Source organism: Stenotrophomonas sp. 1L-E-5-B-C3 (assembly GCF_057292075.1).
This window is the reverse complement of record NZ_JBXAWS010000003.1, coordinates 306,418-327,366: the sequence shown is the minus strand read 5'-3', so window position 1 is coordinate 327,366 and position 20,949 is coordinate 306,418. Positions and strand designations below refer to the sequence as shown.

General features: G+C 67.8%; 16 protein-coding genes. 8 read left to right on the top strand and 8 right to left on the bottom strand.

What is annotated here, in order from left to right:
- Positions 1-515 precede the first annotated feature (515 nt).
- Positions 516-890, bottom strand: a complete 375-nt coding sequence (locus AC0Z6F_RS06485; RefSeq protein WP_485618602.1) for a DUF4124 domain-containing protein — start codon at positions 888-890, stop codon at positions 516-518.
- A gap of 80 nt (positions 891-970) precedes the next feature.
- Here AC0Z6F_RS06485 and pssA point away from each other — a divergent pair, with 80 nt between their 5' ends.
- Genes pssA through rimI form a run of 3 tightly spaced genes read left to right on the top strand, consistent with a single transcriptional unit; the run spans position 971 to position 2,741 of the window.
- Positions 971-1,747: a CDP-diacylglycerol--serine O-phosphatidyltransferase gene (gene pssA, locus AC0Z6F_RS06480; protein WP_004142286.1), complete on the top strand. Its 777-nt coding sequence runs from the start codon at positions 971-973 to the stop codon at positions 1,745-1,747.
- On the top strand, positions 1,744-2,247 hold the full coding sequence (locus AC0Z6F_RS06475; protein ID WP_004142287.1) for a hypothetical protein: 504 nt from the start codon (positions 1,744-1,746) through the stop codon (positions 2,245-2,247). The genes pssA and AC0Z6F_RS06475 overlap by 4 nt, the downstream gene beginning before the upstream one ends.
- Entirely contained in the window at positions 2,244-2,741 is a 498-nt protein-coding gene (gene rimI / locus AC0Z6F_RS06470; protein WP_004142288.1) for a ribosomal protein S18-alanine N-acetyltransferase, read from the top strand. Before AC0Z6F_RS06475 ends, rimI begins: the two co-directional genes overlap by 4 nt.
- Positions 2,742-2,808: 67 nt before the next feature.
- Here rimI and AC0Z6F_RS06465 read toward each other — a convergent pair whose 3' ends face one another.
- From AC0Z6F_RS06465 to AC0Z6F_RS06445, 5 genes are all read right to left on the bottom strand, one after another.
- On the bottom strand, positions 2,809-3,630 hold the full coding sequence (locus AC0Z6F_RS06465) for an EamA family transporter (protein WP_100434015.1): 822 nt from the start codon (positions 3,628-3,630) through the stop codon (positions 2,809-2,811).
- A gap of 93 nt (positions 3,631-3,723) precedes the next feature.
- Positions 3,724-6,552 (bottom strand): valine--tRNA ligase, encoded by a 2,829-nt coding sequence (locus AC0Z6F_RS06460; protein WP_485618605.1) that lies wholly within the window; start codon positions 6,550-6,552, stop codon positions 3,724-3,726.
- 33 nt (positions 6,553-6,585) lie between these two features.
- Positions 6,586-6,777 carry a YqaE/Pmp3 family membrane protein gene (locus AC0Z6F_RS06455; protein WP_012510005.1) on the bottom strand — a complete coding sequence of 64 codons (192 nt, stop codon included), beginning with the start codon at positions 6,775-6,777 and terminating at the stop codon, positions 6,586-6,588.
- A 19-nt stretch (positions 6,778-6,796) separates the two neighbouring features.
- Positions 6,797-7,222: a DNA polymerase III subunit chi gene (locus AC0Z6F_RS06450; protein WP_005415211.1), complete on the bottom strand. Its 426-nt coding sequence runs from the start codon at positions 7,220-7,222 to the stop codon at positions 6,797-6,799.
- A gap of 82 nt (positions 7,223-7,304) precedes the next feature.
- Positions 7,305-8,783: a leucyl aminopeptidase gene (locus AC0Z6F_RS06445; RefSeq protein ID WP_485618607.1), complete on the bottom strand. Its 1,479-nt coding sequence runs from the start codon at positions 8,781-8,783 to the stop codon at positions 7,305-7,307.
- A gap of 104 nt (positions 8,784-8,887) precedes the next feature.
- Here AC0Z6F_RS06445 and lptF point away from each other — a divergent pair, with 104 nt between their 5' ends.
- Together lptF and lptG are read left to right on the top strand one after the other, a co-directional pair.
- The gene (gene lptF, locus AC0Z6F_RS06440; RefSeq protein WP_012510006.1) at positions 8,888-9,970 is read left to right on the top strand and encodes an LPS export ABC transporter permease LptF; all 1,083 of its coding nucleotides are present in this window, start codon (positions 8,888-8,890) and stop codon (positions 9,968-9,970) included.
- Complete coding sequence (gene lptG / locus AC0Z6F_RS06435; protein WP_004142518.1) at positions 9,967-11,073, top strand: LPS export ABC transporter permease LptG; 1,107 nt, start codon at positions 9,967-9,969, stop codon at positions 11,071-11,073. Before lptF ends, lptG begins: the two co-directional genes overlap by 4 nt.
- An 82-nt stretch (positions 11,074-11,155) precedes the next feature.
- Here the strand turns inward: lptG and AC0Z6F_RS06430 are convergent, their stop codons facing one another.
- Positions 11,156-11,647 carry an RDD family protein gene (locus AC0Z6F_RS06430; protein WP_100467780.1) on the bottom strand — a complete coding sequence of 164 codons (492 nt, stop codon included), beginning with the start codon at positions 11,645-11,647 and terminating at the stop codon, positions 11,156-11,158.
- 56 nt (positions 11,648-11,703) lie between these two features.
- Here AC0Z6F_RS06430 and xerD point away from each other — a divergent pair, with 56 nt between their 5' ends.
- Together xerD and AC0Z6F_RS06420 are read left to right on the top strand one after the other, a co-directional pair.
- Positions 11,704-12,681 (top strand): site-specific tyrosine recombinase XerD, encoded by a 978-nt coding sequence (xerD, locus tag AC0Z6F_RS06425; RefSeq protein WP_012510008.1) that lies wholly within the window; start codon positions 11,704-11,706, stop codon positions 12,679-12,681.
- Between the two features lie 100 nt (positions 12,682-12,781).
- The gene (locus AC0Z6F_RS06420; RefSeq protein ID WP_046983859.1) at positions 12,782-13,573 is read left to right on the top strand and encodes a DsbC family protein; all 792 of its coding nucleotides are present in this window, start codon (positions 12,782-12,784) and stop codon (positions 13,571-13,573) included.
- A 121-nt stretch (positions 13,574-13,694) separates the two neighbouring features.
- Here the strand turns inward: AC0Z6F_RS06420 and AC0Z6F_RS06415 are convergent, their stop codons facing one another.
- On the bottom strand, positions 13,695-15,806 hold the full coding sequence (locus AC0Z6F_RS06415; protein WP_485617248.1) for a glycosyl hydrolase family 18 protein: 2,112 nt from the start codon (positions 15,804-15,806) through the stop codon (positions 13,695-13,697).
- 830 nt (positions 15,807-16,636) lie between these two features.
- Between AC0Z6F_RS06415 and purL the strand changes: the two genes are divergently transcribed.
- Positions 16,637-20,521, top strand: a complete 3,885-nt coding sequence (purL, locus tag AC0Z6F_RS06410; protein ID WP_012510011.1) for a phosphoribosylformylglycinamidine synthase — start codon at positions 16,637-16,639, stop codon at positions 20,519-20,521.
- Positions 20,522-20,949 lie beyond the last annotated feature (428 nt).

Here is a 20,949-nt window from a genome sequence, read left to right as displayed (position 1 = left end):
CATCAAACTGAAACTGAAAGGTCTCAGCCCGATAAAGTACCGGGAGCAGGCCCAATCGGCCGCCTGACCCCGTCCAAGTCTCGGGGGTCACTTCACCATGGGGGCTTGGCCGCGGCATCCATGCCGCGGACACTCCCGCAACCGGACCCACCCCGCCTTCGACAGTTTCCCGCGATCTGCCCACATTTCTGTAGAGCCGAGCCATGCTCGGCTGCTGTTCGATCAATTCTCGAAACATTCGATTTCCATGGAGATTCATTCACGCATGGCGTGGATCTACTGTGTCGACCAAGGTCGACACCTACCAACAGCCGCCGGAACCTGTCGAAGGCAGGGCACTGTGGGTTTGCGGGGTGTGAGCCGCATGGATGCGGCGACCAAGCCCCCATGGACGGGTTCACGGCGGCCCCGCAAACCCACAGTGCCCTGCCATCCCCCAGGAAGCCGCTCTGGCATTTGACGTTGCCCTTGCTGTTGCCTCTGCAGGTGCAGGGCTGCAAGCCCTGCCGATACCCTCACTCCGCCGGGCAGTAGGCCTTGATGGCGGCTTCAGCCAATCCCTTCTGCGCGCTGCGCTGCTCCTGGGTCAACGCGGTATCGGCCTTGCCGTCGCCGTTGGTGTCCTGCATGACGGTGCCGGTGCTGTCCAGCAGGGCCAGGTTGGCGCGGGCGGTGCTGCACTGCTCGGGCACCGGCGCGGCGGGGGGCTCGGCGCTGGCCGCTGCCTGCGGGCTGCGGGCCTGCTCGCGGGTCTCGAACTTCTTGCCCGCCGGCGGGGTCTCCGAATACTGGGTCACGCCATTGGCGTCCTTCCATTTATAGACCGGGCCGGCCACGGCGTTGGCACTGGCCAACAGCAGCAGGCATCCAAGGCAGGACAGGGCACGCATGGCAAACTCCACGGAATGGGCGTAGAACGCCGATTGCAGCATTGCCGCCGACCACTGGCAAGTCGATTAAACTGGATTCCATGGACCCGATCACACCGCCGCCGCGCTCGCGCACGATTTACCTGCTGCCCAACCTGTTCACCACCGCCGGCCTGTTCGCTGGCTTCTACGCGATCATCGCCGCGGCCAACGGGGATTTCGTCAACGCCAGCATCGCCGTGTTCGTCGCGGCGGTGATGGATGGCCTGGACGGGCGCGTGGCGCGCCTGACTGGCACCAGCAGCGAGTTCGGCGTGCAGTACGACTCGCTGGCCGACCTGGTCAGCTTCGGCATGGCCCCGGCGCTGGTGATGTACCACTGGTCGCTGTCGTGGCTGAAGTTCGATGACCCGCTGCTGGGGCGCGTCGGCTGGGCCGTGGCCTTCCTGTATGCCGCCTGCGCGGCACTGCGCCTGGCCCGTTTCAATACCCAGGTGGCGGTGGTCGACAAGCGCTGGTTCGTCGGCCTGGCCAGCCCGGCTGCGGCCGGCCTGATGATGTCCTTCGTCTGGGCCTTCGCCGATGGCAACCTGGGCTGGGACGGCAACCAGCTGCGCTACGTGGCGCTGGCGGTGACGATTGTCTCCGCACTGCTGATGGTCAGCCGCATCCGCTTCTGGAGCTTCAAGGGCGGTGCCGCCAAGGGCGGCCGTTCGGACCGGGTGCCATTCCTGGTGCTGGCACTGGTGCCGGTCGCCATCGCCATCGCGGTGATCGATCTGCCGCGCGTGCTGTTTGCGGTCGGCATCCTGTACGCGCTGTCCGGCCCGGTGATGTGGGCGGTGCAGCGCCTGCGCAAGAAGCCCGAGGCCGCGTGAGCCAGGACCTGCCCGTGCTGTGGTCATCGGCCCAGCAGGCCTGGCTGCAGGCCATGGGCTACACCGTCTATCATGACGGCCAACTGGCCGCCGAACTGGACGCCGCGCTGCAGTTGAGCGTGGCCGAAGCCGAGGCCGCACAGCCGGCGGAACCGGCGCGGGCGAGCAGCCCAATCGCGCGCGAGCACCCCGCCGAAGCCGTCCCCGCGCCCCGTGCGGAACGCCCGGCTCCGCCGCGCCGCGAGACGCCGGTCAGCGCACCGGATACGGCGCCTGCACCGGCCCGGCCGCTGCCCAGCGGCAATGCGCGGCAGCCGGTCGTGCGCCTGCCGGATCGCCTGCAGATCGCGTTGTTGCGCGCCTCCGGCTGCAATCCCAACGACCCGGCCACACAGACCCTGATGGAGAGTTGGCCGCTGGACCAGCTGCGTCACGATCCGGCCGCCAAACGCGCGCTGTGGCCGCAGCTGCGCGCCCTGCGCAAGCGGGGCATGCCGTGAGTGCGGTCCGGCAGCCCGGTCCGGTCAGCCTGCGCGCGCTGCGCGAGAGCGACCTCACGGTGGTGATGGCGATCGAGGTGCGCGGTTATCCGTTTCCGTGGACCCGCGGCATCTTCGTGGATTGCCTGCGTGCCGGTTACCCCGGCCTGGCCATGGAGCGTGACGGCGAGCTGATCGGCTACGGCATGCTCAGCATCGCCGCCGACGAGGCACATGTCCTCAACATCTGCATCGATCCGTTGACGCAGTCGCGTGGCCTGGGGCGCCAGTTGCTGCGCGCGCTGGTGCAACTGGCCGGCGACCGTGGCGCGCAGCGTGTGTTCCTGGAAGTGCGGCCTTCGAATACACCGGCACTGGCGCTGTATCACAGCGAAGGCTTCAACGAGATCGGCCGTCGCCCGCGCTACTACCCGGCGGCACAGGGCCGCGAGGACGCGGTGGTGATGGCGATCGAACTGGTCCACGGCGACCTGCAGGCGATGCCGCCGCTGTAACGAAGAAGGGTTGCCGGCCAGCGGCCGGCACTACCGGTAGCTGCCAACCTTGGTTGGCACGTCTTGCTCACGCCAACCGCAACGCCAACACGCCGCCCACGATCAACGCCGCCGCCAGCCAGCGCGCGCGCGGAATCCGTTCGCGCAGCAGGAACACCGAGATCAGCAACGCGAACAGGATCGACGATTCGCGCAACGCGGAGACCATCGCCACCGGTGCCTGGGTCATTGCCCATAGCGCCATCGCGTAAGAGGCGGTGGTGCCGGCGCCGCCGGCCAGCCCCAGCGGCCAATGCTGCCGCGCATAGTCCAGCACCGCGCCGCCGCGGGTGTACAACGCCCACAGTGGTAGCGGAATGCCTGACAGCAGGAACAGCCACAGCGTGTAGCTGAGTGCGCTGCCGGACTGGCGCGCGCCCTGCGCATCGACCAGGGTGTAGGTGGCGATCATCGCCGCGGTCAGCAGCGGCAGGCGCAGCTGGCCGCCACGCGCACCCAGTGCCATGCACAGGATACCGGTGCTGACCAGCACCACGCCCAGCCACGCTGCAGGCGGCAGCTGCTCGCCCAGCAGTGTGCCCGCCAACGCGACCAGGATCGGCGCGCTGCCACGCATCAGCGGGTAGGCCAGGCTCATGTCGACCTGCTGGTAACAACGTGCGACCAGCCCGTAATAGGTCACCTGCAGCAGCACCGAAGCGGCCAGCCATGGCCAGCTGTGCGCGGCGGGGAAGGGCAGGAAGGGCAGGGCAGCGGCGGACAGCAACGCGGCGCTGCCGGTGACCAGCACGGTGCCGAGGAACTTGTCCGGCCCGCGCTTGACGATCGCGTTCCAGCTGGCGTGCAGGGCTGCAGCGGCGAGAACCAGCAGGAAGATGGAAAGCGGCATCCAGCGATGATGCCATGCGCGCGAAATGTAGAGTCGAGCGGGGCTCGACTCTACAAAAGGAAACGCCAGGCAGTACCCGGCGCTTCCCGGCGCTTACAGCTTCGCGCGCTGCTCGCGCAGGCCGGCCAGCTGGGTGTTCCAGTCGACCAGGCGCACGCGTTCCTGCTCGACCACGGCCGGCGGCACCTTGTCGGTGAACTTGGCCAGCTTGGTCTCGCTCTTTTCCTTTTCGGCTTCGACGCGGGCGATTTCCTTGTCCAGGCGCACGCGCTCGGCATCGAGATCGACCAGGCCTTCCAGCGGCACCAGCAGCTTCAGCTCACCGACGATCGCGGCGGCGGCCGGCGGTGCGCTTTCGCCTTCGGCCAGCCACTGGATGCTGTCCAGCTTGAGCAGGAACGACAGCGAGGCGCTGAAGCGTTCGATGCGCACGCGGTCCTGCTCCAGGCCGGCCTGCAGGCGCAGCGGCACCTGCTTGGACGGGGCGACGTTCAGTTCGCTGCGCACGCGACGCACCGCACTGATCACCGCCTTCAGCCATTCCACGTCGGCCTCGGCCTGGGCGAAATCGCCTTCGAACTCGGCGGCGGTCGGGTACGGGCGCAGCGACAGCGTGGTTTCGGCCAGGCCCAGTCGCGGGGCCAGCTGCTGCCACAGCTGTTCGGTGATGAACGGCGTGAGCGGGTGCAGCAGGCGCAGCAGCGCTTCCAGCACGTACAGCAGGGTGTGGCGGGTGCTTTCGGCGTCGGCGGCATCGGCACCGTTCAGCGCCGGCTTGCTCAGTTCCAGGAACCAGTCGCAGAACTCGTTCCAGGCAAACTCGTACAGGCACTGCGCCAGCAGGTCGAAGCGGTAGTTGGCGTAATGGCCCTGGGCCTCGCTGGACACGGCCGCAAGGCGCGAAAGGATCCAGCGCTCGGCATCGGTACGCGGGGTCCGCATGCCGGTGAACGCTGCACCCTCGGTGTTCATCAGGGTGAAGCGGCTGGCGTTCCACAGTTTGTTGCAGAAGTTCTTGTAGCCCTCGGCGCGGTTCATGTCGAACTTGATGTCGCGGCCGTGGGTAGCCAGCGCGGCGATGGTGAAGCGCAGCGCATCGGCACCGTGGGCGGCGATGCCGTCCGGGAATTCCTTGCGGGTGGCCTTCTCGATCTTCTCCACCATCTTCGGCTGCATCAGGCCGCCGGTGCGCTTGGCAACCAGGTCGTCGATGCTGATGCCGTCGATGATGTCCAGCGGGTCGAGCACGTTGCCCTTGCTCTTGGACATCTTCTGGCCCTGGCCGTCGCGGATCAGGCCGGTGAAGTAGACGTCCTTGAACGGGATCTTCCCGACCAGGTTGTCGGTGGCCATGATCATGCGCGCCACCCAGAAGAAGATGATGTCGAAGCCGGTGATCAGTACCGACGACGGCAGGTAGCGGTCGAAGCCGCGCTCGGCCATGGCCTGCTCGTTCGGCCAGCCCAGGGTGGAGAACGGCCACAGCTGCGAGGAGAACCAGGTCTCCAGCACGTCGCTTTCCTGGTTCAGCACCACGTCGCTGCCCAGGCTGTGCTTTGCGCGCACTTCCTCTTCGCTGCGACCGACGTAGCAGCTGCCGGTGGCTTCGTCGAACCACGCCGGAATGCGGTGGCCCCACCACAGCTGGCGGCTGATGCACCAGTCCTGGATGTTGTTCATCCAGTGGCGGTAGGTGTTGATCCAGTTCGGCGGCACGAAGGAAATGCTTCCGTCCTCGACCAGTTCCAGGCCACGCTTGGCCAGGTCGTCCATCTTCACGAACCACTGGTCGGTCAGGTACGGCTCGATCACCTGGCCGGTACGGTCGCCACGCGGCACCTGCAGCTTGTGCGCCTTGGTCTCGACCAGGATGCCCAGGTCTTCCAGCTCGGCCAGCACGGCCTTGCGCGCGGCGTAGCGGTCCAGGCCCTGGAAGCGCTCCGGCGCGTTCTCGTTCAGCGCTGCCACCGGAGTGAACAGGTTGATCATCGGCAGGCTGTGGCGCACGCCCACTTCGTAGTCGTTGAAATCGTGGGCCGGGGTGACCTTGACCACGCCAGTGCCGAAGGCGCGGTCCACGTAATCATCGGCGATCACCGGCACGCGGCGGCCGGTCAGCGGCAGCACCACGCTCTTGCCGATCAGGTGCGCATAGCGGGCGTCTTCCGGATGCACCATCACCGCGGTATCGCCCAGCAGGGTTTCCGGACGGGTAGTGGCCACCACCAGGTAGTCGCGGGTTTCGCGCAGGGTTTCCACGCCGTCGGCATCGCGCTCGACGTGCTCGTAGCTCAGGCCGTCATCCAGCGTGTAGGCGATCGACCACAGGAAGCCGTCTTCCTCGGCGCTCTCCACTTCCAGGTCGGAGATGGCGGTCTTCAGCACCGGATCCCAGTTGACCAGGCGCTGGCCGCGGTAGATCAGGCCCTGCTCGTACCAGCGCACGAAGGCTTCGTTCACCGCCGCCGAAGGCTGCGGATCCATGGTGAAGGTGCTGCGCGACCAGTCGGCCGAGGTACCGAGGCGGCGCATCTGGCGTTCGATGATGTCACCGGACTGCTGCTTCCACTCCCAGACCTTGCCGATGAAGCCCTCGCGGCCCAGCGAATCGCGGGTCTCGCCCTTGCCTTCCAGCGCCAGGTTGCGGCTGACCACCATTTCGGTGGCGATGCCGGCGTGGTCGGTACCCACCTGCCACAGCGTGTCGTAGCCGCGCATGCGGTGGTAGCGCACCAGTGCATCCATCAGGGTCTGCTGGAAGGCATGGCCCATGTGCAGGGTGCCGGTCACGTTCGGCGGCGGCAGCAGGATGGTGTACGGCTCGCCCGTGCCGGACGGCTTGAAGTGGCCGGCCTTCTCCCAGGCCTCGTAGAGGTCGGTCTCGAAGGACTTCGGGTCGTAGCTGGAGGCGAGTTGGGTCATGCGGGGCAACCGGTAATCAAGGCGGAAGGGAGATCAGCGCGGCCCGAGGGCGCGCCGGATCTTCTGGTCGGTGTGGTACTGGCTGACCGCGTAGGCGGCCCAGATCGCGGCGGGCAGCCAGCCGATCAGGGTGATCTGCAGGATCAGGCAGACGATGCCGGCAAACGGCCGGCCGATGGTGAAAAAGGACAGCCAGGGAAGAATCAGGGCGATCAGCAGGCGCATCAAGGGGTCCTCGCTGGACTTACATGTCGTGCTTGTTCAGGTCGTAACCGGCGGCCTTGTACTGGCGCCAGCGCTCGCGCAGCGGTTCGCGCGCTTCCGGGTCGGCCGGGACCACTTCCAGCACGCGCTCGCACTGTCCCAGCCAGGGTTCGTCGCGCAGGTTGATCACCAGCGGGCGGGCCGGCGCTTCAGTGCCGGGCACGGCGATCAGCACCAGGGCCTCTTCCTCGTCCATGTCTTCGCCGGCGATCTGGTGCGGGATGTAGGCATCGTTGTCGAACGCCCACAGCAGTTCGTCCAGCTCCTCGGCCTGGGCCTGGTCGCGGGCCAGCACCAGGGTGAACAACCCGGCGTCGTTGGCCTTGCGCGCCAGCTCGCAGACCAGGCGCAGCGGCTCGGTCAGGAAGCGGGGCTTGGCGATCAGGTAGAAGTCGGCGCGGGGCATGGCAGGATCCGGGTCAGGCAGGGGCCCGGCGCTGCCGGGCGAGGCCCTGGCCGGCGGGCGCCGGCCAGGGTCGGGTACGGCATCAGGCGCGGGCGGCCTGGTCCAGCAGCCACTGGCTCAGCAGGCCGACCGGGCGGCCGGTGGCCATGCCACGCTTGCCTTCATCGCTGGCCACACCGGCGATGTCCAGGTGGGCCCAGCGCTGGCCTTCGGCGAAGCGCGACAGGAAGCAGCCGGCGGTGATCGCACCGGCCCAGCGGCCGCCGATGTTGTAGACGTCGGCGAAGGTCGAATCCAGCATCGGCTGGTATTCGTCCCACAGCGGCAGGCGCCAGGCGCGGTCGAACACCTGCTCGCCGGCGGCCAGCAGCTCATTGGCCAGGTCGTCGTGCTTGCTCATCAGGCCGGCGGTCTGGTGGCCGAGGGCGACCATGCAGGCACCGGTCAGGGTGGCGACGTCGACCAGCGCGGCCGGCTCGAAGCGCTGCGCGTAGGTCAGGGCGTCGCACAGGATCAGGCGGCCTTCGGCGTCGGTGTTGCCCACTTCGATGGTCTTGCCCGACATCGAGGTGATCACGTCGGACGGACGATAGGCGTTGCCGTCGATGGCGTTTTCGACCGCCGGCACCACCACCACCAGGTTCAGCGGCAGCTTGGCCTTGACCGCAGCGACGAAGGTGCCGATGACGTTGGCGCCACCGCACATGTCGTACTTCATCTCTTCGATGCCGCCCTGGGTCTTCAGGTTGACGCCACCGGTATCGAAGGTGATGCCCTTGCCGACCAGCACGTACGGCTTGGCATCGCCGCCATTGTTCCACTTCAGCACGACCAGGCGCGGGCGGTTGGCCGAGCCACGGGCCACGGCGAGCAGCGAGCCCATGCCCAGCGCTTCCATCTGGTGCTCGTCGAGGATCTCGGCTTCGGCACCGTCGTGCTCGCCGGCGAACTTCACGCCGACCTCGGCCAGGTAGGCCGGGGTGCAGTAGTTCGGCGGCAGGTTGCCCAGCTCGCGGGCGAACTCGACACCGGCGGCGATGGCCTGGCCCTGGGCCAGGGCCTGCGCGTCGTCACCGGCGATGGCCAGCTGGGCCAGGCCGGCGTCGTCGGCCTTCTTCTTGCCCAGGGTAGCGGTGTAGCGGTAGGCGGCGTGATCGGCGGCGATCACCGCCTGGCGGATCGCCCAGGCCGCATCGCGGTCCTTCACTGCCACTTCGGACAGGGTGAACAGTGCGCTGCGGACAGCGCCGGCCTTCAGCGCGCGTACGGCATCGCCGACCGCCTTCAGGTACTGCGGCACGCCGAAACGGGTCGCTTCGCCCAGGCCGACCACCAGTACGCGCGGGGCGGTCACGCCCGGCAGGTCGTGCAGCAGGGTGGTCGTGCCGGTCTTGCCGGACAGGTCGCCACGCTGGGCCAGGGCGGCCAGGCGGCCACCGCTGGCGGCATCCAGTGCCTGCGCGGCCGCAGTCAGGGTATGGTCGGCATAGGCGCCGACGACCAGGCAATCAACGGCGGCCGAAGCCGCGGCGAGGTGGTTCAGGGTGAATTCGAGAGCCATTGAGCAGATTCCATTGGCAAGTCCGTACAATCGCGGACCGTTTACGCCCAGACAGTAGACTGGGCGGCACCGCGAACGAACCCCAGAGTTTAAACCACCGCCCCATGTTGAAGCTCGACCGATACCTGCTGGGCGATTTCGTCCAGAGTTTCCTGGCTACCCTGATCGTCCTGCTGGTGGTCAGCGTGGGCGGCGTGCTGGTGGACATCCTCGGCAACATCGCCGATGGGCGCCTGCCGGCCAAGCTGCTGTTCTCTCAACTGGGCCTGCAGTTCATCGCCTACCTGCCGCTGATCCTGCCGCTGGCGCTGATGCTGGGCCTGCTGCTGGCGGTCGCCCGCCTGTACCGGGACTCGGAAATGGCGGTGATCACCGCCATTGGCGTGGGCCCCAAGCGCCTGCTGCGACCGCTGCTGATGCTGGTGCTGCCGGTCGTGGCCCTGGTGGGGGCCTGCTCGCTGTGGCTGGGGCCCTGGGCCGGGCGGGTGGCCGAGCAGATGATCATCGAGGCCAACCGCAGCGTGCTGATGGCCGGACTGGAGCCGGGCCGGTTCACCCCGCTGCCCAATGGCGGCGTGGTCTACCTGTCCTCGATCTCGCCCGATGGCACCCGGCTGGGCAGGGTGTTCCTGCAGCGGCAGAAGGACGACCGCCTCGAGGTGGTGTCTGCCGCCGGGGGCCGGATGTTCTTTGAAGGCGCCCGCCAGCGCTTCCTGGAGCTGGATGATGGGCACCAGGTGGAGGGCCCGGTAGCGGGTGGGCTGGACTACCGCCTGGCGACCTTCGCGCGCAACGACGTGGCCCTGCCCGACGGTGCGCAGACCCGTACCGAGAACGATCCGGAGCTGATGCCGACCACGAAGCTGTTCGGTGATGCCCGGCCCGAGGCACAGGCACAGCTGCATCGCCGGCTGGCCCCGCCGCTGATCGCACTGGCCTTCGCCCTGTTGACCGTGCCGCTGGGCCGCAGCTCTCCGCGCCAGCAGCGCTATGGACGGATGATGCTGGCCCTGCTGGCCTACATGGTTGGCACCAACCTGATGTTCATCGGCAGTGGCTGGATTGCCACCGGCAAGATTCCGGCCGCGCTCGGCCTGTGGTGGCTGACCCTGCCGTTGCTGGGGCTCGCGATCTGGATGTATGCACGTGATGGCCGCCTGGGCCGGCCGAAGGGAGCCCACGCATGAGGCTGCGCCCGATGCGTTTCGATCTGTACCTGGGCCAGTCGGTATTCACGACGGTGCTGTTGACCTGGACGGTGCTGGTCGGCCTGGACGTGGTGATGGCCTTCTCCGGCGAGTTCAAGGACATCGGCAAGAACGGCTACTCGCTGGGCCATGCCGCAGCCTGGGTGCTGTACACGGTGCCGCGGCGGGCCTACACCTTCTTCCCCACCGCTGCGGTGATCGGCGCCCTGATGGGCCTGGGCCAGCTGGCGGCGACCTCCGAACTGACCGCGCTGCGCGCGCTGGGGCTGTCGCGCAAGCGCCTGAGCGTGTCGGTGGCGATTGCGCTGTCACTGCTCACCGCAGTGATGGTGCTCAGCGCCGAAACGCTGGGACCCTGGGGCCAGGATCGAGCCGATGCGCTGAAGTCCAGCGCCAAATGGGGCCAGGACATTTCCACTGCACGCTACTCCGGGCTGTGGGCGCGGGAGGGCGACACCTTCCTCAGCGCCGCCGGTGGCGAAGAGCAGCTGGTGGGTGACAAGGGCACGCGGCTGATCCTGCGCGACGTGCGCCTGTACCGCATCGCCGAGGACGGACAGATCGCCTCGCTGACCCACGCGGCCACCGCCGAGCACGACAACGATGGCTGGGTGTTGACCGGTGTGCGCCGGGATACGTTCGGCGAACGTTCGGCCACGCGCGAGGAAGTGGCACGCGAACCGTGGAATTCCAAGCTGGATGCCGGCGCGCTGGCGACCGGCATCGCCAAGCCGCGTAACCTCAGCGTGGCCGAGCTGCGTACCAGCATCGAGTACCGCGAACGCAATGGGCTGGATGCGCGCGACTATGAGGATGTGTACTGGAGCCGCTGGTTCTACCCGGTGAACGTGCTGGCGCTGTGCCTGGCGGCGGTGCCGTTCGCATTCGGCTCGCTGCGCAGTGGCGGCATGGGCAAGCGCCTGTTCCTGGGCATCCTGTTCGCGCTGGGCTTCTGGTTGCTGCAGCTGTTCTTCGGCCGCATGGCCGGTGCGCTGAAGTTCGATTACCGCATTGCCTATGCGCTGCCACCGATCGTGATGCTGGCGATATCCGGACTGCTGTTCCGGCGCAAATCGGGCTGATTCCGGTAGCGCCGGGCCATGCCCGGCGGAGGTTTGCGGTAACCCACGTCCGCCGGGCATGGCCCGGCGCTACCAGGGCAATTCACCGCTTCGGCATGCGCACCAGCCGCGTGCCACTGGCACGGTCGTGCCAGGTCAGCCGCTGGCGGTCGATCAACGCCCACCAGAAGCCGATGCCGCCCAGCAGCAGCGACAGCGTGCCCACTGCGAAACGCAGCCACAGCTGCCTGCGTCGTAGCGGCGTGCCATCGCTTGATTCCAGCTTCAGCCGCCACGGCCGCATGCCCAGTGTCTGCCCGCCGCGGCGCCAGCTGGCGGTGGCGTACCACCCGGTGATCGCCCAGCACACCGCCCACAGCAGCCACTGCCAGGCACTGAACGGTGCGATGTTCTCGCGCTGGGTGTGGCCATCAAGGGTGTAGGCGAGGGTGAACAGTGTGCCGGCCAGCATCCACAGGGCCAGCACCGGCAACGTGTCGTAGACCATCGCCAGCATGCGCCACAGCAGCAGTGCGCGCGGGCGGGGCATCTCGGTGGTGGCCGCAGTGGCGGTGTCGGTGGCAGGGCGGGACATGCGCCGAGCATACGCAATGCTGGCCGCATCCGCAGTCGCCCTCGTATCCTGCACGCATGGCCCCTGTTTCCACCCCCGCCGAACGCCGCCAGCTGGTGCAGCAACTGCCCGAGCTACGGGCCGATGACAGCCTGCGCATCCAGCGCTTCCTCGATGCGATCTGGGCCGAGAACGGCCTGGCCCGCGCCACCCTCGACAGCTACCGGCGCGACCTGGAAGGGTTGGCACGCTGGACCGATGGGCGCGAGGGTGGCCTGGCCGGCATTGAACGTCCCGGGTTGTTCGACTACCTGGCGTGGCGTACCCGGCATGGCTGGTCGCCGCGCAGCAACGCGCGCCTGCTGTCGGCGCTGCGCGCGTTCTTCGCTGATGGTGTGCGCCGGGGCGATCGCAGCGAGGACCCCAGTGCACTGCTGGATCCGCCGAAGCTGCCGAGGCTGCTGCCCAAGGCGTTGGCCGAAAGCCAGATCGACGCACTGCTGGCGGCGCCGGACATCGACAGCCCGCTGGGCCTGCGCGATCGCGCCATGCTGGAGCTGATGTATGCCGCCGGGCTGCGCGTGAGCGAACTGGTGCTGCTGCCGGCCACGGCGGTCAACCTGCGCCAGGGGGTGTTGCGGGTCACCGGCAAAGGCAGCAAGGAACGGTTGGTGCCGTTGGGCGAGGAGTCGCAGCACTGGCTGGAGCGCTATCTGCAGCAGTCGCGGCCGCAGCTGGTTGGCAAGGGCAAAGTGCAGGCCTTGGCCGATGGGCAGACACCGTTGTTCATCGAGCCGACGCTGCATGCGTTGACCCGGCAGGCGTTCTGGCACCTGGTCAAGCGCCACGCACAGGTGGCCGGCATCGATCCGGCACGGATCAGCCCGCATGCCCTGCGCCACAGCTTCGCCACCCACCTGCTCAACCGGGGCGCGGATCTGCGCGCGCTGCAGATGCTGCTGGGCCACAGCTCGCTGTCGACCACCCAGATCTACACGCTGGTGGCGCGCGAACACCTGCAGAAACTGCACGCCCGCCATCACCCGCGCGGCTGAGCAGGGGCCCGAACCCTTGCCGCGAGCCCTGCCTGCCATCGCGGCCTGACATCGGCGGCTGTGTCAGAATCCGGGGTCTTCTTCTGTCGCGGACCGCTCCATGCTCCGATTTGCCATCGCCGCCGTGTTCGGTGCGCTCAGCCTGACTGCCTGCGCCCAGCCGGCCCCGCCGGCCGCCAAGGCACCCGCTACCGCTGCTGCGGCCAAGGCGGCCAGTCCGGCTGCCAACGGCTCGGCCGACCAGGCCGTGCGTGCTGCGCTGACCGCGCTCAATCCAGGCTTCGAAGTGGATTACATCGGCGCTGCGCCGTTCCCCGGCTTCCGCGAAGTGGTGGTCTCCGGCCAGCTGCTGTACGTGTCCGATGACGGTCGCTACCTGTTCCAGTCGCAGCCCTACGACACCCGCGCCAAGGGTCCGGCCAACAGCGAAGGCCTGCTCGGCTACCGCCGCGATCTGCTGGCCAAGGCCAACCACGGTGACCGCATCGTGTTCGCTGCGCCCAATGCCAAGTACACCATCAGCGTGTTCACCGACATCGAGTGCGGCTACTGCCGCAAGCTGCACCAGGATATCGCCGAGCTCAACCGCAACGGCATCAGTGTCGAGTACCTCGCGTTCCCGCGCATGGGCCTGGGCAGCAAGGACTACACCGACATGATCTCGGTCTGGTGTGCGGCCGATCGTCGCCAGGCGCTGACCAGCGCCAAGCGCGGTGGCAGCGTGCCGGCCAAGAACTGCACCAACCCGGTGGCGATGCAGTACGCACTGGGCCAGCAGCTGGGCGTGAACGGTACCCCGGCGATCTTCGCCCCGGACGGTACCCAGCTGGGCGGCTACCTGCCGCCGGCGCAGCTGCGCGCCGCGTTGGAAAAGCTGTCGGCCAAGCGCTGATCAGAACACCGCCGGGCATGGCCCGGCGCTACCGTGGAATGGCGGGTAACGCCGGGCCATGCCCGGCGGATGCATCATGCGAGCGAGGCCGGGGATGCAAGTCGCACCCCCGGCTTTTTTCTTATTGCAGGCCGTCACTGACCGCCTTGGTCAGCGTGCCCTGTGCATCGTCACCACTGAACTCCCAGACGAACGCGCCACCCAGGCCCTGGGTTTTCACGTAACCCATCTTGCGGGTGATGTTGGCCGGGGTATCGAAGCTCCACAACGTGCTGCCGTTGTAGATCCAGGTGGCACCGGCGGTGTTGTCGGTGTAGCCCGGCCATGCCAGGTTCTTTAGCACCTTCCAGTCCTCGATGCCGGCTTCATACGTGCCCGGGGCGGCGCCGGTCGCGGTCTGGTACAGGCCGTTGTTGGCGTTGGCCACACCGGTCCAGCCACGCCCGTAGTAGCCGATGCCCAGGTTGAGCTTGGCGGCGGGCACGCCACGGCTGATGAAGGCCTCGATGGCGTCGTTGCTGTTGTAGAGCTTCTGGTCGCCGGTGGACGGATCATTCGGCGAATCGAACAGCGCCGACTGGTGATTGGTCTTCGCATCCCACGCGCCGTGGAAGTCGTAGGTCATCACATTGATGTAGTCCAGGTACGGGTGGTACGCGGCCGGATCGGTGACGCGGATCTTGTCGATGCCGGCACCCACCGCTACCGTCAGCAACAGGCCCGGACGCACCGCATCGAGCTGGCGGCGGAACTCGGCCATCAGCGCGGTGAAGTTGGCGTTGTCCTCCGGCTTGCCACATTCGATGCCGCAGGCCACCGGGTATTCCCAGTCGATGTCGATGCCGTCGAACACACCCAGGGCGGCACCGGCGCCACCGGCACCGTCGGTCACCGGCAGGTTGCCCTTGATGTAGGCGTCGATGCACGAGGCCACGAAGGCCTGGCGGTTTTCCGGGCGCGCCGCGCTGGAGAAGCCGCGCGACCAGGTCCAGCCACCCAGCGAGATCAGCACCTTCAACCCCGGGTGCTTGGCCTTGAGCTGCTTGAGCTGGTTCCAGTTGCCGCGCAGCGGCTGGTCCCAGGTATCGGCGCTGCCGCTGACGCTCTCGCCGGCACCGAAGGCCTTGCTGTAGTCGGCAAATGCATCGCCGCCGGCACCGGTGTTCGGATCCGACGGTTGGGTGATGCCCACTTCACAGCGGTTGTTGCGCACGTTGCCGAACGCGTAGTTGATGTGGGTCAGGCGTGCGGCCGAACCGCTGCTGTCGATGTTCTTGACCCGGTAGTTGCGGCCGTAGATGCCCCACTGGGTGAAGTAACCGATGACCCGCTTGCCGGTGCCGCCGCCATTGCCGGCCAGCGTGGTGGCGCTGATCTCGGTGCCCTGTGCCGATGCATTGCCGGCGTTGTCGCGGGCGCGCACGCGGTAGCGGTAGGTGGTCGATGCGGTCAGCCCACCATCGACGTAGCTGGCGCTGGACGGTGAACCGACCAGGCTGCCGTTGCGGTACACGTCATAGCCGGCCACGCCGCTGCCGCCCGTGTTGTCGGTGGACGGGCTCCAGCTGAGCGCGATGCTGTTGGCGGTGCGGGTGCCGACCGCCAGCCCGCCCGGCACGCTCGGCGCGGTGGTATCGCCACCGGCGGCGTTGACGGTGATGCTGATGGTCGCCGTGCTGGCGGTGGCGTTGTTGTTGTCGGTCGCCACCGCGCGCAGCGTGTGGCTGCCGGCGCTGGCATTGGCCCAGCTGGCGGCATACGGCGCATTGGTGGCCACGCCCAGTGAGCTGCCATCGCGGAAGAATTCGACCTTGGCGACGCTGCCATCCGCATCGCTGGCATTGGCGGTCACGTTGACCGTGCTGCCGGCGCTGAAGGTGGCGCCATTGGCCGGCGAGGTCAGGCTGACCACCGGCGGCTGGTTGCTGCCGCTGCCATCACAGGCACCGAGGTTGGTGTAGTAGGGCGCACCGGCCGGATGGTCCGGCGGCGCGTTCCAGATGTCCTGGTTCGCCCGATAGAGGACGCCTCCTTTCTGCAGGGTATCGCCGGCCCGGTAGATCTTGGCCTGGTCCCACTGGGCCACCCCGGCACAGCTGGCGGCCTGCGCCAGGCCGGGCAGGGCAACGGCCCCGGCAAGGGCCAGCAGCCAGGCCAGACGGCGCGGGCGACAGCGGTGGAGGGAGCGTTCGGCACTGCGGACATCGGCACTCAGCACAAGCGGGTCGTACATGGTGTGTCTCCGATCGATCGGTTGGCGCGCGGGCCCGGATGGCGCCGCACGTAACGCAGGTCCGGACATCGCCCGGGAAGGCGACGGAGGGGGACGGACGGAGGTACCTGGGAGGCCGGGGAGAGAGTCCGGCGCCAGGTGGGGACAACGTTGTCATCAATCGCGTGGTCAATCCGTGAGCAAGCGCATGGTTCCGGGATCCGGGCCAAGGGCGGCGCTGCGCGCGGTCGGCGGCCATCGGCGGAGCCCCTCGTGGCGGGTCGAACTGCGAATTCATGGGCTTGGCCGGGCGGGTGGGCATCGCGGGGGACGCCGTAAACCCTTCCCTGGGGGCTTGGCCGCGGCATCCATGCCGCGGACACCCCCGCGATGCCCACCCGCCCGACCCTGGACAGTTTCCTGCGGGTGCCAGCCACGAAAGACAGAAGAAAAAAAACAAAAGCAAAAGCCGGTCGCTCCGCTCTTCATGCCTGATTTCTGATGTTCCCTGGTTGCCGGCCAGCGGCCGGCACTACCGGGGAGCATCCACGCATGGCGTGGATCTACCGCAGATCGCGGGAAATTGTCGAAGGCGGGGTGGGTCCGGTTGCGGGGGTGTGAGCGGCATGGATGCCGCGACCAAGCCCCCATGGATGGGTTTACGGCGTCCCCCGCAACCGGACCCACCCCGCCATCTCCCAGGAAACCCGCTGTTGCTGTGGCTTTTGCCTTTGCTCTGGCTGTGGCCTTGGCTTGGGCGCCTCTGCGGGTGCCGGGCGCCGCCCGGCCAGAGCCCTTCCCCCGCTTCCGGTACAATGTCGGGCCCGTTTCCCAACTACGGTTCCCCGGACATGATGGTCCTCGAGGGCGCGCCCGCCCTGTCGCCGTTCCGCCGCGAACGTCTTGAATCCCGCCTGCAGTCCATCGCTCCCTCCCTGCGCATCAGCGGTGCCTGGCACGTCTACTTCGTGCAGCCCGAAGGCAGCGCCGTCCCCGACCTGACCACGCTGTGCCGCATCCTCGAAGCTGCGCCGCAGGCCGAGGCCGTGGCCGAAGGCGCGGTCAGCCGCATCGTGGTGCCGCGCCTGGGCACGCTGTCGCCGTGGTCGAGCAAGGCCACCGAACTGGTGCGTGGTGCTGGGCAGCCGGTCAGCCGGGTCGAACGTGGACTGCGCATCGACGTGCAGGGCTGGCCGGCCGATGCCGCCGCCCAGCAGGCGCTGATCAAGGCGCTGCACGACCCGATGACACAGTCGGTGCTGGAGAACGTCGAGCAGGGTCAGGCCCTGTTCTCGACCCCGGCCCGGGGTGAACTGGAGCGGGTGCCGGTGGACCAGCTGGAGGCCGCCAACCAGCGCCTCGGCCTGGCCATGGCCCAGGACGAGATCGATTACCTGCGCGAGCGCTTCAGCGCGCTGGGCCGTTCGCCGTCGGACGTGGAACTGATGATGTTCGCGCAGGCCAACTCCGAGCACTGCCGCCACAAGATCTTCAATGCCAGCTGGACCATCGACGGCCAGGAACAGGACCGTTCGCTGTTCCGGATGATCAAGAACACCCACCAGCAGACCCCACAGCACACGCTCAGCGCGTACAGCGACAATGCCGCGGTGATCGAAGGGCATCCGGCGTCGCGTTATCGTCCGGACCCGGCCAGCGGTGAGTACCGCAGCGAGCCGAGCGTGCCCAGCGCGTTCCAGATCAAGGTGGAAACGCACAACCATCCGACCGCGATCGCGCCGTTCCCGGGTGCCTCGACCGGCGCCGGTGGCGAGATCCGCGACGAAGGCGCGACCGGCCGCGGTGGCAAGCCGAAGGCCGGCCTGAGCGGCTTCTCGGTCTCGCACCTGCGCATTCCCGAGCTGCCGCAGCCGTGGGAGGCGCCGCGCGCGCTGAACCCGCGCATGGCGCCGGCGCTGGAAATCATGACCGACGGCCCGCTGGGCGGCGCTGCGTTCAACAACGAGTTCGGCCGCCCGGCCCTGCTCGGTTACTTCCGTAGTTTCGAGCTGCCGGAAGGCGCCGACCTGGTGCGTGCCTACGACAAGCCGATCATGCTGGCCGGTGGCCTCGGTGCGATCGACCGCGTGCAGGTCGACAAGATCCTGCTGCAGGATGGCGACGCCGTCATCGTGCTCGGTGGCCCGGCGATGCTGATCGGCCTCGGTGGCGGTGCCGCCAGCTCGGTGGCCTCCGGCGAAAGTGCCGAAGACCTGGATTTCGCCAGCGTGCAGCGCGACAACCCGGAAATGGAGCGCCGCTGCCAGGAGGTCATCGACCGCTGCGTGGCGATGGGCGCCGACAACCCGATCAAGTTCTTCCATGACGTCGGTGCCGGTGGCCTGTCCAATGCCATCCCCGAGCTGCTGCACGACTCCAAGGTCGGCGGCATCATCGATCTGGGCAAGGTGCCGACCGACGACCCGTCGCTGTCACCGATGCAGCTGTGGTGCAACGAATCGCAGGAACGCTACGTACTGGGCGTGGCGCAGGAGCGCCTGGCCGAATTCGCTGCGCTGTGCGCGCGCGAGCGCTGCCCGTTCGCCGCGGTTGGCGTGGCCACCGCCGAAGAACACCTGGTGGTGGCCTACGGCGCTGTTCCGGGCAACATTCCGGCTGATGCGCCGATCGACCTGCCGATGGACGTGCTGTTCGGCAAGCCGCCGAAGATGCACCGCGACACCGCACACCCGCCGGCCCCGCGCTGGCCGGCGCTGAAGACCGGCGGCCTGGACCTGCAGGAAGCTGGCCTGCGCGTGCTCGCGCACCCGACGGTGGCATCGAAGAACTTCCTGGTCACCATCGGCGACCGCAGCGTCGGTGGCCTGACCGCGCGCGAGCAGATGGTCGGCCCGTGGCAGCTGCCGGTGGCCGACGTGGCAATCACCCTGGCCGACTTCAACGGCGTGGCCGGTGAAGCCATGGCGCTCGGTGAGCGCACCCCGCTGGCCCTGCTGGATGCCGCGGCGTCGGCACGCATGGCGGTGGGTGAAGCATTGACCAACCTGTGCGCTGCGCCGGTCGACGCGCTGGACGAAATCAAGCTGTCGGCGAACTGGATGGCCGCTGCCGGCCACCCGGGCGAAGACGCGCTGCTGTACGACGCGGTGAAGGCGGTGGGCATGGAACTGTGCCCGCAGCTGGACATCAGCATCCCGGTCGGCAAGGACTCGCTGTCGATGCAGGCGCAGTGGCACGACCAGGGCGAGGCGCACAAGAGCGTGTCGCCGGTGTCGCTGGTGATCACTGCGTTCGCGCCGGTCGCCGACGTGCGCCAGCAGTTGACCCCGCTGCTCGACCGCGAAGTCGAGAGCGAGCTGTGGCTGATCGGCCTCGGCGCCGGCAAGCAGCGCCTCGGTGGTTCGATCCTGGCCCAGGTACATGCCGACCATGGCGACCTGCCGGCCTTCGCCGGTGCCGCCCCGGACCTGGATGACCCGCAGCGCCTGCGTGGCTTCTTCGAACTGATCCGCGATGCGCGCCAGTCCGGGCTGCTGCTGGCTTACCACGACCGCAGCGACGGTGGTGCCTTCGCCGCACTGTGCGAAATGGCCTTCACTTCGCGCCTGGGCCTGGACATCACCCTTGATGCCTGGGGCGATGATCCGTTCCGCAGCCTGTTCAACGAAGAGCTGGGTGCGGTGGTGCAGATCGCGCGCGAAGACCGCGCGGCCTTCGCCGACCTGGTCGAGCGGCATGCCCTGACCGAATGCGCGCAGCGCATCGCCAAGCCGACCACCGCACCGGTGGTGCGCGTGTCGCTGGGTGGCGAGAACCTGGCCGAATGGCGCTGGGACGCGCTGTTCGATGCCTGGTGGTCGGTCACCCACGCCATGCAGAAGCGCCGCGACAACCCGGCCAACGCTGACGCCGAGCGCGAGATTGCCCGTGCCTTCACGGCGCCGGGCCTGAAGCCCAAGCTCAGCTTCGACCTCAACGAGGACGTGGCGGCGCCGTTCATCAGCACCGGTGCGCGTCCGCGCGTGGCCGTGCTGCGAGAGCAGGGCGTCAATGGTCAGATCGAAATGGCGAATATCTTCGAACGTGCAGGCTTCCGCGCGTTCGACGTGCACATGAGCGACCTGATCGAAGGCCGCGTGGCCCTGCAGGACTTCACCGGCCTGGTGGCCTGTGGTGGCTTCAGCTATGGCGACGTGCTCGGTGCCGGCCGTGGCTGGGCGACCTCGATCCTGGAGCGCAGCGCACTGCGTGATGCCTTCGCTGCGTTCTTCGCCCGCGAGGACAGCTTCGCGCTGGGCGTGTGCAACGGCTGCCAGATGATGAGCCAGCTGAAGGGCATCATCCCCGGTGCCGAGCACTGGCCGCAGTTCCGCCGCAACGCCAGCGAGCAGTTCGAAGCCCGTACCGCGCTGCTGGAAGTGGTGGAATCGCCGTCGATCCTGCTGCGTGGCATGGCCGGCTCGCGCCTGCAGGTGGCGGTGGCGCATGGTGAAGGCCAGGCGGTGTTCGACAACGCCGTTGACCAGGCCGCCGCACGCGTCTCGCTGCGCTACATCGACGGCAATGGCAACGTCGCCAGCCAGTACCCGCTGAACCCGAACGGTTCGCCGGACGGCATCACCGGCCTGACCAGCACCGACGGCCGCGTCACCATCATGATGCCGCACCCGGAACGCACCCCGCGCGCGCTCAACATGAGCTGGGCCCCGGCCGAGTGGCAGGGCGATTCGCCGTGGATGCGCATGTTCCGCAACGCGCGGGTGTGGTGCGGCTGATCGCACTGCATCGCGCAGGCCTCAATGCCATCGCGTATGGAAAAACCCGCCGTTGATCGGCGGGTTTTTCTTTGCGCGATTGAAACTCCAGTCGCGACCGCTAGTTACATGCATTTCCATGCGTCGAGGAATCGTCACGCATGCATAACAAAATCCTTTCATAAACACGTGAAATAGTGATGTGCTTCACGGCAATAGGATTTGCCGTGTCAAAGTCTTGACGATCTGCAAAGTTGCCGTTAACACTTGAAGCCCGTTTCAGAATCATTCATTTCGCAGTAACCGCTTGGCGCACGCGCTCGGTTTTCTGTCGCTGCGCGCCGTTCGGCAATACCCCGCAGTAAATCACGCGAATAAACGCCCCCAGGGGACGTTGGGCCGGAAAGCCCAGCGGTGGCGTTGCTTTGCCCAAAACCAGTCCAATCAGG

Coding starts and splice junctions, on each gene's coding strand:
- AC0Z6F_RS06460 (WP_485618605.1), bottom strand. CDS start 6,552: ATGACCCAACTCGCCTCCAGCTACGACCCGAAGTCCTTCGAGACCGAC.
- purL (WP_012510011.1), top strand. CDS start 16,637: ATGATGGTCCTCGAGGGCGCGCCCGCCCTGTCGCCGTTCCGCCGCGAA.
- AC0Z6F_RS06445 (WP_485618607.1), bottom strand. CDS start 8,783: ATGGCTCTCGAATTCACCCTGAACCACCTCGCCGCGGCTTCGGCCGCC.
- AC0Z6F_RS06465 (WP_100434015.1), bottom strand. CDS start 3,630: ATGCCGCTTTCCATCTTCCTGCTGGTTCTCGCCGCTGCAGCCCTGCAC.
- lptF (WP_012510006.1), top strand. CDS start 8,888: ATGTTGAAGCTCGACCGATACCTGCTGGGCGATTTCGTCCAGAGTTTC.
- AC0Z6F_RS06420 (WP_046983859.1), top strand. CDS start 12,782: ATGCTCCGATTTGCCATCGCCGCCGTGTTCGGTGCGCTCAGCCTGACT.
- AC0Z6F_RS06430 (WP_100467780.1), bottom strand. CDS start 11,647: ATGTCCCGCCCTGCCACCGACACCGCCACTGCGGCCACCACCGAGATG.
- AC0Z6F_RS06455 (WP_012510005.1), bottom strand. CDS start 6,777: ATGCGCCTGCTGATCGCCCTGATTCTTCCCTGGCTGTCCTTTTTCACC.
- AC0Z6F_RS06415 (WP_485617248.1), bottom strand. CDS start 15,806: ATGTACGACCCGCTTGTGCTGAGTGCCGATGTCCGCAGTGCCGAACGC.
- lptG (WP_004142518.1), top strand. CDS start 9,967: ATGAGGCTGCGCCCGATGCGTTTCGATCTGTACCTGGGCCAGTCGGTA.
- pssA (WP_004142286.1), top strand. CDS start 971: ATGGACCCGATCACACCGCCGCCGCGCTCGCGCACGATTTACCTGCTG.
- AC0Z6F_RS06450 (WP_005415211.1), bottom strand. CDS start 7,222: ATGCCCCGCGCCGACTTCTACCTGATCGCCAAGCCCCGCTTCCTGACC.
- AC0Z6F_RS06485 (WP_485618602.1), bottom strand. CDS start 890: ATGCGTGCCCTGTCCTGCCTTGGATGCCTGCTGCTGTTGGCCAGTGCC.
- xerD (WP_012510008.1), top strand. CDS start 11,704: ATGGCCCCTGTTTCCACCCCCGCCGAACGCCGCCAGCTGGTGCAGCAA.